This window comes from Pedobacter antarcticus, from assembly GCF_900112985.1.
GTDB classification, from domain to species: Bacteria; Bacteroidota; Bacteroidia; order Sphingobacteriales; family Sphingobacteriaceae; genus Pedobacter; species Pedobacter antarcticus.
On the sequence record NZ_FONS01000005.1, the window covers coordinates 22300 to 35054 of the forward strand.

General features: G+C 39.9%; 12 protein-coding genes. 2 read left to right on the forward strand and 10 right to left on the reverse strand.

Features of this window, described 5'->3' with window-relative positions; genetic code table 11:
- Nucleotides 1-16 precede the first annotated feature (16 nt).
- The gene (locus BM192_RS11645) at nucleotides 17-1771 is read left to right on the forward strand and encodes an ATP-binding protein (protein WP_037442015.1); all 1755 of its coding nucleotides are present in this window, start codon (nucleotides 17-19) and stop codon (nucleotides 1769-1771) included.
- A 35-nt stretch (nucleotides 1772-1806) separates the two neighbouring features.
- On the opposite strand, the gene BM192_RS11650 is transcribed toward BM192_RS11645, so the two are convergent.
- The 9 genes from BM192_RS11650 to BM192_RS11690 all read right to left on the reverse strand — a co-directional run bounded on the left by BM192_RS11650 (nucleotide 1807) and on the right by BM192_RS11690 (nucleotide 11144).
- Nucleotides 1807-2463 (reverse strand): HIRAN domain-containing protein, encoded by a 657-nt coding sequence (locus tag BM192_RS11650; protein WP_037442012.1) that lies wholly within the window; start codon nucleotides 2461-2463, stop codon nucleotides 1807-1809.
- Nucleotides 2460-3542: a HipA domain-containing protein gene (locus BM192_RS11655; RefSeq protein ID WP_037442011.1), complete on the reverse strand. Its 1083-nt coding sequence runs from the start codon at nucleotides 3540-3542 to the stop codon at nucleotides 2460-2462. Before BM192_RS11655 ends, BM192_RS11650 begins: the two co-directional genes overlap by 4 nt.
- 277 nt (nucleotides 3543-3819) lie before the next feature.
- Nucleotides 3820-4947, reverse strand: coding sequence for a PepSY-associated TM helix domain-containing protein (locus BM192_RS11660; protein ID WP_037442009.1), 1128 nt, complete (start codon nucleotides 4945-4947; stop codon nucleotides 3820-3822).
- Nucleotides 4948-5027: 80 nt separating this feature from the next.
- The gene (locus BM192_RS11665; protein ID WP_037442007.1) at nucleotides 5028-6257 is read right to left on the reverse strand and encodes a DUF4374 domain-containing protein; all 1230 of its coding nucleotides are present in this window, start codon (nucleotides 6255-6257) and stop codon (nucleotides 5028-5030) included.
- A gap of 22 nt (nucleotides 6258-6279) precedes the next feature.
- Nucleotides 6280-8667: a TonB-dependent receptor gene (locus BM192_RS11670; RefSeq protein WP_037442005.1), complete on the reverse strand. Its 2388-nt coding sequence runs from the start codon at nucleotides 8665-8667 to the stop codon at nucleotides 6280-6282.
- Nucleotides 8668-8822: 155 nt separating this feature from the next.
- Nucleotides 8823-9884, reverse strand: coding sequence for an ACR3 family arsenite efflux transporter (gene arsB, locus BM192_RS11675; protein ID WP_037442003.1), 1062 nt, complete (start codon nucleotides 9882-9884; stop codon nucleotides 8823-8825).
- A gap of 35 nt (nucleotides 9885-9919) precedes the next feature.
- The gene (locus BM192_RS11680; protein WP_037442001.1) at nucleotides 9920-10342 is read right to left on the reverse strand and encodes an arsenate reductase ArsC; all 423 of its coding nucleotides are present in this window, start codon (nucleotides 10340-10342) and stop codon (nucleotides 9920-9922) included.
- Nucleotides 10342-10773, reverse strand: coding sequence for a DUF6428 family protein (locus BM192_RS11685; RefSeq protein WP_037441999.1), 432 nt, complete (start codon nucleotides 10771-10773; stop codon nucleotides 10342-10344). Before BM192_RS11685 ends, BM192_RS11680 begins: the two co-directional genes overlap by 1 nt.
- A 41-nt stretch (nucleotides 10774-10814) precedes the next feature.
- Nucleotides 10815-11144, reverse strand: a complete 330-nt coding sequence (locus BM192_RS11690; RefSeq protein WP_037442077.1) for an ArsR/SmtB family transcription factor — start codon at nucleotides 11142-11144, stop codon at nucleotides 10815-10817.
- A 175-nt stretch (nucleotides 11145-11319) separates the two neighbouring features.
- On the opposite strand from BM192_RS11690, the gene BM192_RS11695 reads away from it, so the two are divergent.
- Nucleotides 11320-11982 carry a DUF4142 domain-containing protein gene (locus BM192_RS11695; protein WP_083332057.1) on the forward strand — a complete coding sequence of 221 codons (663 nt, stop codon included), beginning with the start codon at nucleotides 11320-11322 and terminating at the stop codon, nucleotides 11980-11982.
- Nucleotides 11983-12029: 47 nt separating this feature from the next.
- Here the strand turns inward: BM192_RS11695 and BM192_RS11700 are convergent, their stop codons facing one another.
- On the reverse strand, nucleotides 12030-12725 hold the full coding sequence (locus BM192_RS11700) for a membrane protein (protein WP_037441994.1): 696 nt from the start codon (nucleotides 12723-12725) through the stop codon (nucleotides 12030-12032).
- Between the last annotated feature and the right edge of the window lie 30 nt (nucleotides 12726-12755).

Genomic DNA, 12755 nt, shown 5'->3' on the forward strand with positions numbered 1-12755 from the left:
TTATAAAAAGAATCAAATGAAGATTAAAACAAAATTACGACTTGGATTTGGGTTCCTTTTCCTGGTCGTTCTGTTCTTCGGGAGCATGTCTCTGTACTATATGAACAAGATCTCGGTCAGTTCGAAAGTTATTTTAAAAGATAATTATAAAAGTATCCGGTTCACCGGGGAGATGCGTACTATACTCGATGATTTTCAGCTTCCACTTCCTGAGCCTGTCATCAGAAAATTCCGTGCATTTTTGGCCGAGGAACAAAAGAATGTTACTGAAAAAGGGGAAGGTCAGGCAGTTCTCGCACTCACCAATGCATTTAAGCGGCTTTCCGATCCTTTAACAGATATGCGAGAGAAAGAGCAGGCATTGCAGCAGGCCAGACAACAGCTCCGACTGATTGACCAGTTTAATATGGGCGCGATTGTGCGGAAAAATGATGCAGCACAGCGTGGTGTGGAGCAGGCTGCTTCTTATCTGATTTTTACCGCATCGATGTGCTTTCTCATCCTGTTTTCCTTTATCGTGAATTTTCCCGGATTCGTGGCAAATCCGCTGCGGGAGCTTTCTGAAGCAATTAAAGAAATCAGCAGAAAAAATTATAAACAGCATCTGGATTTCAAAGGTACCGATGAGTTTGCAGAACTTGCAGACGCATTTAATGCGATGGCTTTACAGCTGAACCACTGGGAAAATAGTAATCTGGCTAAGTTGCAATCTGAAAAACTCAGGATTGAAGCAATTATTGAACAGATGCATGATGCGATTATCGGGCTGAATGAGAAAAAAGAGATTCTATTCCTGAATAAGGAGGCCGGACAACTATTGCAGCTGAACCAGCAGGAAACGGTAGGAATGGATGCCGCCGCGCTTATGGAAAAAAATGATCTGTTAAGGGGTATTCTTCAGATTGAAAATACCGATAAGCCAATGAAAATCTATGCTGATAATAAGGAGTCCTATTTTCAGCTGGAACGTCGGGTCATTATGGTACAGAACTTAGATGATCAGTCCGGGCAAGTACTCACTCAGACTGGAAAAGCAGCCGGCGAAGTTTATATTCTTAAAAATATAACACGATATAAAGAACTGGATGAAGCTAAAACCAATTTCATCGCCACGGTATCCCACGAATTAAAAACGCCTATTTCCTCTTTAAAGATGAGCCTGAAATTGTTGGAAGATGATCGGGTAGGCCAGATGAATACAGAACAGGGAGAGCTGGTTCAGCATATGAAGGACGATTGCGGACGTCTGCTAAAGATCACCAGCGAACTGCTTAACCTCGCGCAGGTAGAAACCGGAAAACTGCAGCTTAATTTCGTAAGGACAGATCCGCGTAAAATCGCCATTTATGCAATGGATTCCGTCAGGTTTCAGGCAGAACAAAAATCGATAGAACTGGAATTGATTAGCAGGAACCATCTTCCTGAAGTGAACGTAGATACCGAGAAAACGGCGTGGGTGCTGGTGAACTTTCTATCCAATGCATTGCGTTACAGTACAGAAAATTCCAAAGTCGTTATTCAGGTGATCGAAAGTGGTCATGAAATTGAATTTTCTGTACGTGATTTCGGTAAAGGAATAGAAGAACAGTATCTGGAACGCCTTTTTGACCGGTATTTTCAAGTGCCGACCGATGGACAGAATAAATCAGGCTCAGGCCTGGGATTAGCCATTTCCCGTGATTTTATTGCCGCGGAAAATGGACGGATCTGGGTAGAATCTGCGCTGGGTGAAGGAAGCCGGTTCTGTTTTGCGCTGCCTTTGGCAGATTAGATAATTAATGCTAATGAGATATAGTCAGCATTAATTTAAAATGTATCGACTTTTAGAAAGACCCTGTTTAAAACCCCATTTTTTTCTATACCATGAACAGTTAAATTAAAAGGTCTTTTAGTTTTACTGAAAATCCTGCAATGTATGGTTTTTATATAGCCTAAGATAATACCTTGTGTTAAGACCTTGACTGCATTTTTATCAAATTCGTTTTTAGTATCAATTTGGTACTGCAACCTATCTCCAATTTTAATTGTATCACTCGGAATTTTATGATGAGACAGACCTGTAATTTCAGTGATGAAACCTAACCCTTTTATTGGGTTAAAATCAGCTAAAAACTCGTAATTATCGGTTGGTAGTAAGCCTTGAGTATACGCGAGCATATAAAATTTGTCCTCCTTATAACTTAAATCTATGCCCCAAAATTTATAAAAATCCTGAACATCATTTCTCTCATTTCTTATTAACCGTTGGCCAAAAATATCAATAACATTTTCGGTATATACTTTGTCCAAGTCTGGAAATCCCTCATAGGGAACAAAACCATGCACTTGTGCTTTCGCTACTACTTCTTTATTATATTGAAAGCGAACACCCCCAGTGGCACTTTTTTTAATAGTACCAACTGGAAATCTACTACTACCTCTACCTGTCCTCCAAGTGAGATATATATTTCCTATTGCTTTCATATATGATTGAATAATAATTCGAGCCGCAAAGTTACCAATTTAAACATCAATTCCTTCCGATGTTCCTCTAACTTAAATTGTCTTAAATCATCCGGTAGTTTTGAATCCGCATGATTGATAATGTGTCTAAGAGCGTCTAAACTATATTTTTCTTTAATATTCAGTATTACTGATAATACCTTAGCCCGATGTTTAGTCTCTATGAGTTCAATTAAATTGAAATGATTTTTTTTCTTCTCTTCCCCTTCCCAATGAATCTCAGATACACCCTTTTTAACATATGCATCCAGCATATTTTTGTCATTTAGTAATTTAAAAATTTTCTCATCCAAATTTTCCCTTCCTAAGCAACAACCACTATCATAGATTGGAGCAAATTCATTTGGGAGTATATCTGATTTTACAACTAAGTGCGGTTTAATAATTTTATCACCAATATCAGAATTGTTTGAAAGAAATCTATTTATTACTTTTTCCAGCTTGGTAGTTGTTTTTGAAAAAAATGCGACGCTAGTTTCTTCTGAAGGAGTATGTATTGCACCTCTGAAATTTGTGATTATTCCCCAGTTTTCTTGGTGACGGTCTGAATTACCTATAATACTATCAAAAATGATGACCTCAACAAGATTTTCTATGTGATTCTCCAGATGAAAACTCTGCAAAGCAGAACAAATGAACTGAAATGTATACAATCTCTTATGTTGGAGGATATCCGGTCTATATTTTGAGTCGAAACCTGTTAGATATGTAACACCCTCAGTAAGTTTATTATCTGAATGTACAACCATTGATTTTGAAAGACAGCCAATTTCTTGTTTTTTATTTTTATTGTAAGCTATATTGTAATCTAGCATTTTGAAGCCTAATAGTTGCCCGATTTTTGACGCCACTATTTCAGACCAAAATTCCTGTGGATACCTAATTTCTCCTTTATCAGTTTCCTTAGAGCCTTTAAAAAAATATTGATCACCTGTTTCTGGATGTATAGCAATATTTTTACTCCTTGTTCCACCCGTACTTTGGTACACTGGTATTTCCCAGCTAGTTATGTCTGTAAAGGTTGGTATAAGTTTCTCCATGTTTTATTTAGCTATTCAACTATCGCCGCTTAATAGATAAATCAAATACCAATAAGTCTTTTATGCTGCGTTTTTAAGTATTTGATCTGCAATTGGCAATGGTAACCTTTTTTCTCGTTAGTGGGAGAATTTCTGTTAAATTATATAATTTCCTCAGATTATTGTGCAATTTGGCGTATCCACTTTAGTTGGATTTATTTTCCTACTTAGCCAAAAAAGCCGGGTATCACCCGGCTTTTTTGGCTAAAATCATTAACATCCGGATCGGAATGTAAGATTATGCAATAACATTTTGGTTCGTATCGGTTTTCGGTTTCTTGGTAGATTTCTTCTTCTTGCCCCACCAGATATAGAAACCTGTAATTGGCAGACTCGCACAGATCAGACTGGCTAAAAAATAAAGTGTTTTACTTACCATTCCGCCGAATGCGCCAACATGGAGTGTGTAATTTAACTTTCTGACCTTATCAGCAAATGGCAGTTCATCCATTGTCTTCCCTGAGCCCGTCATCAATTCGAGCGTTGCCGGGTCAAAATACAGATCTCTCCAGTGACCGTTAATCATGTCGGTACAGGCATAAATAGGATGGTCAGCTTCCTCTTCAAAATAAACGATTACCTGGTCTTTATTATGCTGTCCAATTTCTTCAGTCACCTTTTTATAGATCATGTCTGCATTGTAAAGCGGTGAATTTACCGACGGTGCAGAAACTTCCATTTTCTGTCTTCTTGGTTTGTTGGTATCGCCACCTGTAAGGAAATAGACACTTTTACTAAACCAGGTGAAAGACATAATCAATCCTGTAATGGCCATTAACACTGCGAGGGTAAGGGAATAGAAACCCAATACGTTATGCAGGTCATAATTTACCCGTTTGAAACGTGCTTTCCATTTTACTTTAAAACTCTGTTCACGGCCTTTTTTGTTCCATTTTTTTGGCCACCATAAGACCATCCCTGTAATGAGCAATCCGAAAAAGATGAAAGTAGCCCAGCCAATAATAGGTCTTCCGATTTTTACGGGTAGCCAGAGATGCCTGTGCCCTTCGTCCATGAAATGAAAGATATCATCATGATCGACCATTGCGACTACTTCGGCTGTATATGGATTAACATATACCATAGAATCCGAATTAAGACTGAAGTGGGCAGTTTTATTTTCTCCGTGATACCATACCGAATGAATCTCTTTTTCCGGCAACACCTTTTCTACCGCTTTATACAAAACAGACGGAGCCAGGACCTTTGCACCCTCCGGTTTTTCTGCATGTAACCAGGGAGAGGAAAGACTTTGGATCTCTTGTTTAAATACAAGTACACAACCTGTAATACTTAGAATTACGACAATAATGCCGGAAGCCAGGCCTAACCAGAGATGCAGCCATGCATTAATTTTTTTTAACATTTGAGCGGGAGTTTAGACAAGATAAAGACCCGTTCAAGCCTGTTAACAGCGCGAACGGGTCTTCATTTAATGGATAATATTTAGTTTAATTTGAAAATGATAGGAGTATTATCACTACCACCTTCTACTTTTAAGCCTTTCTTAAGTGTATCGGCAATTGGATCGTATTCCCATAGATAAATTGCATCTGCGTTAGGATCATTAACTGCGATATAAGCTTTACCGTCATGAACAACAGCTGATCTGGAGTTCAGTAAAGGCGGGAAGTTCAGTGTTTTTACAATTTGTTGTGTATTCACATCTACCACCATGTATTGCCACATTGCAGCGTACCACCAGTCATTCCATTCTTTGACGTTTGTTGCAGCATTATGTGCATTGATCAGGATCACTTTACCATTACCCAGATCACAAACGCCTAATTGATCGTCATTACCGGTTAATGCAGATACATTGAAGAAATATCCCGGATCTATAACGTCACTACCTTCTTTAACTCTAAAGAATCCTGTCGGCATATTTGGCATGTTAGCGCCTAATGCGATTGGATGAGTTAAGATGAAGGTATTACCCTTGTCAGTTAACTGACTGAAGTATCCGTTTCTCAGTGCGCCGATTGGAGCAGAACGAGAGTCATCACTGGTCACTTTGAAGTTTTCCAATGAAGGGAAGTCCGCAGAAGCCATGTATGATTTTTCGATATTTACTTTTTTCACCTCATCATATAAACCAAATCCGATTAACAGTTTGTTCCCTCTGGGAATTACAGAATATATTCTTCTGCTTTGTCCTGCAGGAATTGATTTAGTGTCGAATTCACCTGTTTTAACCACTTTCATGGTCGAAGTATTCACAATCGCGTAATTGTTACCACCTCTTGAGCCGAACATCACCTGATCTGCATCCAACCATATATGCCAGCCCAGATATGGATAGGAAAAAGAACTGAATGGAATCTCACTGATAGTACTTAACTTATTATTCTCAAATAAATATTTACCGAATTTGCCTTCATTAGGGTCCAGGTGGTAGAAATATTTACCCTTTTGAATGATATTCTCACCCCAGGTAAAGATATTCGTTACATCAACACCACTTCCTTTTGGACTGATAGAACCTTCAGTTAGTGAGTTTGCACTCAGGAGGTAATCACTTTCACCAACGGTAAATAACACAGCGTATTCGCCTTTTGCACCAGGCTCAGGTTCTCCACCGCCACCGTTATCACTTTTTTTACACGAGCTGAAACCAGCAGCGACTGCTAGTAGCGCAGCCAGGATAAAACCTCGATTTTTAATTGTAGTAAACATAATTTATAAGCTATTGATTTAATTAATTTGATTGACTGAATGCGTAACGTAGTTTAATAAAGAAGGATCTTCCTGGTTTTTGCAGCTTGAAATTGTCATAAGCAATGACGTTAGTCAGGTTGCGGCCTTCCAGTGAAATATTGTATCTGCCGCCATGCGTTGAGTACGTTAAGGTGGCATTTTGAATGAATTGCTTAGGAATATAATCTTTGGTGTTTTTATCGCCTAGTTTAGACCAGGTTACAGAATAATCGTTAATGAACTGCGTAAACCAGTTAAATTGCACGCGAGTGTCTTTGCCGACCAGATCATTTTTTCCAATGCTGAAATCTGCATTTCCGTATAACCAGGGTTGATTAGGAACTCTGCTTAGGTAGGTTATATTTTCTCTGACTGTTCCGGCACTATATTGCTGACGATTTACCGCGTTCTGATAGCTCATATTCACTAAAACACTAAACAGGTTGTTGTATTCATAGCGAACCTCACCCTCCAGACCGCTAACTTTAATCCCGTCAGTATTGTAGTATTGAGAATAACTGCCGACAGATCCTGAGGTAGAAGGTGTGGTAATGATATAATCATTGGCATCACGATAAAAACCTGTAGCTTCTGCCGATATTTTACCTGACCCGATTTTATGGTCATAGTATATACCCAGATTATAATTATTACTGCTTTCTGGTTTCAGGTTCGGGTTGCCCAGGATATCTTCCCTGTTACCATACAATTCGACCAGTTCCGGTAGACGGTAAGCATGTTCGTAAGAGGCCTTAATACCCAGATTGGAAACGATTTTATAATTCGTCGCGATTCCATATCCGAAATATTGTTTGCTTTGGCTGGTCGGTACATTATCTGGAGAATAAGTGGTTCCATCAAGGCCGAAGCGTTTTCCGAAGAAATTAGTGGTCAATCGCTGTCCGAATAACTGTTGCTGATAACTCAGTCCGGTAATGTTTTTGTTCAGACTGTTCGATCTGTCGTAAGTATTGTTATAAGGATCTATCTCATTATAACTTTCGCGGTAGGAGCGGTTAAAGTTATGACTCAGGTTAATCTGGTGATTCTCTCCAAGCACATAGCCAAAATTTACTTGTGCAAGGGCGTAGTGTCCTGTGATGTGATTAATCATTGGTTTTTCACCCGATAATTCACTTCCCACACGTCTCTCGCGTACCGTTCCATCCCAGTTGTATACATTTCCACTAGTATCGGTTACCACGGTTTTATTTGCGGAGAAATTTGCAAAAACACTAGCTGATAATCCGGTAACAAGTAGATTCTCTTTGCGGTAGCGGATGGAAGGAATAATATTATGTCCGCGGGTAAACATCTGACCGATGACTTTCTCTTGAGTTGCCCCTGTTTGTCTTTCCTTGTAATTAGATGTATACGTAATACCAGCCACAAAAACGTCAGCCCATTTTTTATTAGATACACCAGATTCTATCTGACCCATGAAAGATTCATAACCATCATGGAAGCGATTGAGTTTGTCTTTGGTAACGAACTGGCCATTCTCTACAACCCTAAGCAATGCATTCGCCTTAGGATTATTATACATTGTATAATTGTTATCTGAAAAGTTATAGTAAGAGGTGATGTTGGTATGGATACCAGTTTTTTTATCCGTAAAACTTCCAGTTAAAGCTGCACGGTGCGTATTAAAAGAACCGTAACTGTAACTTGCATCTATAGATTTGCCACTGTTGCGCTTGGTTATAATATTAACCGCCCCACCTAATGCGTCTGAGCCCAAAAACGCCGGAACAACTCCTTTATATATATCTACCCTTTCGGCCAGGTTAACCGGAATATTATTTAGCGTCATGCCGCTTCCGAATGACTCAAGAGGGATACCGTCAATAAAGAATTTAATATGACTGCCCGATAAGCCGTTAATAGAAAAGTTGAAATCGGATCCCAGACCGCCTTGTTCACGGACTTTAACTCCGGCAGAACGGTTAAGCACCTGATTGAGGTCTGCGGTTGTATTGGCATAGTTTTTCAGTTCTACTGAAGTAACCGCAAAACCGGTTTCCTTTACTTTGCGGACTGAGGTTTTCGCACTGATGGCGACATCGTTCAGCTGCTTAGCGTCTTTCTTTAGTTTGAAGTTCAAAACCAGCTGCTGACCTGTTTTTAAAGAAATTTGTTTCACTTCCGGGAGATAACCCAGGAAAGAAACCTGCAGGGTGTAGTCGCCCGCTTTTAAATTATTCAACTGGAAACTTCCATCCTTATCGGATAGCGTTCCTGTTTGTGTGCCTTTGATAGAAACAGAGGCACCGGTAATCAGCTCATCATTATCTCTGATCTGGCCGGAAATACCTGCATTTTGTTGTGCCAGGACCGGAACTGAGAAGGCAAAAAGAAAGAACAAGAGTATAAATTTTCGATAGCGCATTATTTTTATTTAGAATGATTATATACTCAGCTAGTAGCGCAACTCTCGCTTTCCGGAAGGTGGTAATCAAAAAAAAATAAAAGATTATGACTATTTTTTTGTCAAATCAGATCGTTTTATGGTGTATGATTTTGATAATTAGTGTTTTATGTGGTTTATGAAAAATATTTCTTTCTGAACCAAAAAGCAAGATTAACCAGCGCAATGAGCGCAGGTACTTCTACTAAAGGACCGATCACCCCTGTAAAAGCCTGCCCCGAGTTAATTCCGAATACACCGATGGCAACAGCAATGGCAAGTTCGAAGTTATTACCGGTTGCGGTAAAAGCGATGGCTGTGCTTTTGGAATAATCTGCACCAAAATATTTTCCCGTAAAAAAACTGATCACAAACATCAGTGTAAAATAGATGAGCATAGGGATTGCAATTCTCACTACGTCCATAGGTATCTGTACAATTAGGCTTCCCTTTAGACTAAACATAACCACAATAGTAAAGAGCAGTGCAATCAGCGTAACCGGTGATATAAAAGGGATGAATTTTTCCTGAAACCAGGAGATACCTTTCCATCGGATCAGTACGTTACGGCTGATTATTCCCAGTGCAAATGGAATACCTAAATAAATTCCTGTGCTTTTGGCAATTTCAGCCACAGTGATATCCACACTTAACGATTTGAGTCCAAAAAGAGGAGGGAGGACAGTTATGAAGAGGTAGGCAAATACACTATAGAAAGCAACCTGAAAAATGCTGTTCAGTGCAATTAGTCCGGCCGCATACTCTCTATTTCCCTCTGCCAGTTCATTCCAGACTACTACCATAGCAATACACCTGGCAAGTCCGATGAGAATTAGTCCGGTCATATATTCAGGGTAGTCACTCAGAAAAATAATAGCCAGAAAAAACATTAGAAACGGGCCAATAATCCAGTTTAGGATCAAAGAGACACTCAATACGCGTGTATCGTTAAACACTCTGCCGATCTGACTATAATTTACTTTAGCCAGTGGAGGGTACATCATAAGGATTAATCCGATTGCAAGCGGGATGTTAGTTGTTCCTTCCGAAAACGAATTGATATAGTTTGCCGAAGAAGGAATGAAGTTTCCGATGGAGATTCCTGTTACCATAGCCAGGCCGATCCAGAGTGTCAGATACCGGTCCAGCAGAGTCAATTTTTTTCGTTCGGCAGCGGGTGCGCAGTGATTGGCAGACATTTTAGTTTTTTTACGTTTAATAAAATCTTTCCGGCCTAATTATCGGAAAGATACTTTTTGGCGAAATCAGCACAATAAGTTTTGATCTGATCTCTTACGTTCCTGAACTCATCGAATATTTCCTCTGGGGTTCCCGTAGCTTTTGCCGGGTCAGGGAAATTGAAATGGAATCTGGTAGCATCGGTTATGAATAACGGGCAGCTTTCCCGGGCATGATCACATACTGTGATCAGATAATCAAAATCAATCGCTTTGTATTCATCCAGCAGATTAGAGGTATGTGCTGAAATATCTATTCCGCTTTCAGCCATGACAGCCACAGCCTTTGGGTTTACGCCATGTTTCTCTATACCTGCGCTATATATTTCGGCGCGCTCTCCTGCAAAATGACGCAGGAAACCTTCAGCTAACTGGCTGCGGCAACTGTTACCGGTGCACAGGACTAATATCTTTTTCATTAACAGCAACCAGATCCAGGTGCACAGGAAGATCCTTCTCCTTCGGCATTATACATTTCTATTTTTGGGACCGAATTTGCAGCTGGTTTAGCTGAATCTGCTTTTGGCCCACAAGTGTCTCCTCTTGATAATGCTTTACACTGTGTAAAATCCGGAGAAAGACTAATTATGAGATCTTCACCGCCTACTTCAAATTGCTGCGGATACAACTGGCGGGTCTCGAAAGCGGTATTTCCGAATTCTATTTTAACGATGGCGTCGGGATTACCCCCACAATCCACCGAAACAATCGGAGCCTGTTTAATTTCGGTAATATGATAAGAAGGTTTAGCCAAGTTCTCCCCGGCATACCGGAACTGCAGATGCAAATCAGGATTTTTTTGCAATGTTGATTTGAAGTTCCCCCAGGTCATTTGATTTTGATTGTTCATAATATTGCAATTTAACGATTGATTTAAATAAAAAAAAGGCTTTAGCAGCAACTGTCTATTCCTTTATAAGAATTCAGAAATCCTCCGATGAGATTTTCCATAGTTTTCCAGTTTTCCGGATGGATACAATAGCAAACACTGACGCCTTCAATCGTACCCTGGATAATTCCTGCATTTTTTAATTCTTTCAAATGCTGGGATATGGTTGCCTGTGCGAGTCCAAGTTCTTCTACAAGGTCGCCGCAGATACAGGTGTCTGATTTTAGAATCCTCTGCAGGATCGCAATCCGGGCAGGGTGGGCCATAGCTTTTAATAATGTAGCCAGCTGGTTTTGCTCTGCGGTAAATATTTCAGTTTTTGTAAGTCCCATAATGTATATCGCAATATTACGATGCTTAATCGAGATATCCAAATTTTTCTGAGAAACGTCCGGCGGCATTTTAAACAATTCGGCGTTCTGAATGTTAAAAAAGCATTGGCGGCTGATCAAGAGCGCTTTAGCGCTTGTCCGTAAGAAATGAATATCAACCTTAACTACAATAAAGATGAAAAGAGAAACATACTTTTTACTGATTCCAATGGCTTTATTAATCATGCAGTCCTGCAGTTCACCAGATAGAAAAGATCGTGATGAGAGTGAAACTGCAAAATCTGCTGTCGTTGCTAGTACCGCCGACACAACTGACAGAGCTCAGGCCGCTACAGCCGACGTGTCAATGAATGGTGACGAAAAGAAATTTGTGCTGAATGCAGCGTCTTCCAGCTTATTGGAAGAGGCAGCGGCGGCAGTGGTTGTTCAGAAATCTCAAAACCAGGAAATCAAAGGCCTGGCTGACCGGTTAAAAAAGGAATATGCTAAAATTAATATGGATGTGACTAAAATCGCTAGTGGAAAAGGTATGGAAGGGCCTGCACTGTTGTCTGAAGTGCAGCAGAAACAGGTAGACGATTTAAAAAATCTAAGCGGACGCGCGCTGGATGTCCAGTATCTGAAAATGCAGATTAAAACACAGGCAGATGCAGTGGCACTTTATACAGACGGTGCAAAATTGAATAACGCAGACTTACGTTCATTTGCGGCACAGGCCCTGCCGGCAGTTAAAGAAAATTGGGAGGCAGCTAAAAAAATAGGTTCAAAATTAAACCTCAGTAATACAAACAATGGTGATGACCTGTTAAACATTAGTCAGGAAGATGTAAAAAAATAAGAAAAAACATCGCTTTTAAAGTAGGCTTTATAATGATAAATTCATCATTATAAAGCCTTTTTTGTTTTTGTCCAGCTTACTGCTGCATCAAATAATTTCAAACCATTCTCTTTGAGTAAAGGGAACGTTGTGTTATCCAAAAACAGCATAGTCCTTCTGGCTGGTGCAATGAAATCATAATCCATTGTTGCACCTTTTTCATACCCGAATATAATTGCTTTATCAGGCTGGCCTGGCATGGTAGCAATTGTAGCTGCTCCTAACCCGGGTTTCCCCCAGCCCATCGGTTGATCTTTCCTGTAAACCGAGTTAATACCCGGTTCCAGCCCTGCAGCAAGCGGATGCGGAGCATTAACTATATAGATATAATGTTCTTTTTCTACCTCTCCAAAATCTACACCTTTATGTTTTCCGGTGAAACGCAGATCATCCAGGATATCATTTTCCCAGGTTAGCAGCGGGATAGGCAGGTCTTTATATGCACCTCCAAAATCCTGAGAACTCACAGTAGACGAGATGATAATCAGGTCATATCCTTTCGCTTTACTGACCGGTTCTGACTGGTCGGCAAGAGTAACCTGATAACCCAGCGAATCGAGTCTTTTTTTTACTAATTCGTCTACAGGACGGTCACGGTAATCCATGCGTAAAACATAATATATGCTCCCTTTTGAGGCTTTTTTCTGTGCATGCGCCACGCTGAAGGTTAATAATACAATGAGTAAGGTTAATGTCTTCTTCATAATTTATTATTTAAGTTTTATTCTTTCAAA

What these genes read in the sequence shown, in the direction of transcription:
- BM192_RS11650 (WP_037442012.1), bottom strand. Translation starts at nt 2,463, where the DNA reads ATGAAAGCAATAGGAAATATATATCTCACTTGGAGGACAGGTAGAGGT.
- BM192_RS11680 (WP_037442001.1), bottom strand. Translation starts at nt 10,342, where the DNA reads ATGAAAAAGATATTAGTCCTGTGCACCGGTAACAGTTGCCGCAGCCAG.
- arsB (WP_037442003.1), bottom strand. Translation starts at nt 9,884, where the DNA reads ATGTCTGCCAATCACTGCGCACCCGCTGCCGAACGAAAAAAATTGACT.
- BM192_RS11700 (WP_037441994.1), bottom strand. Translation starts at nt 12,725, where the DNA reads ATGAAGAAGACATTAACCTTACTCATTGTATTATTAACCTTCAGCGTG.
- BM192_RS11690 (WP_037442077.1), bottom strand. Translation starts at nt 11,144, where the DNA reads ATGGGACTTACAAAAACTGAAATATTTACCGCAGAGCAAAACCAGCTG.
- BM192_RS11655 (WP_037442011.1), bottom strand. Translation starts at nt 3,542, where the DNA reads ATGGAGAAACTTATACCAACCTTTACAGACATAACTAGCTGGGAAATA.
- BM192_RS11685 (WP_037441999.1), bottom strand. Translation starts at nt 10,773, where the DNA reads ATGAACAATCAAAATCAAATGACCTGGGGGAACTTCAAATCAACATTG.
- BM192_RS11670 (WP_037442005.1), bottom strand. Translation starts at nt 8,667, where the DNA reads ATGCGCTATCGAAAATTTATACTCTTGTTCTTTCTTTTTGCCTTCTCA.
- BM192_RS11660 (WP_037442009.1), bottom strand. Translation starts at nt 4,947, where the DNA reads ATGTTAAAAAAAATTAATGCATGGCTGCATCTCTGGTTAGGCCTGGCT.
- BM192_RS11645 (WP_037442015.1), top strand. Translation starts at nt 17, where the DNA reads ATGAAGATTAAAACAAAATTACGACTTGGATTTGGGTTCCTTTTCCTG.
- BM192_RS11695 (WP_083332057.1), top strand. Translation starts at nt 11,320, where the DNA reads ATGAAAAGAGAAACATACTTTTTACTGATTCCAATGGCTTTATTAATC.
- BM192_RS11665 (WP_037442007.1), bottom strand. Translation starts at nt 6,257, where the DNA reads ATGTTTACTACAATTAAAAATCGAGGTTTTATCCTGGCTGCGCTACTA.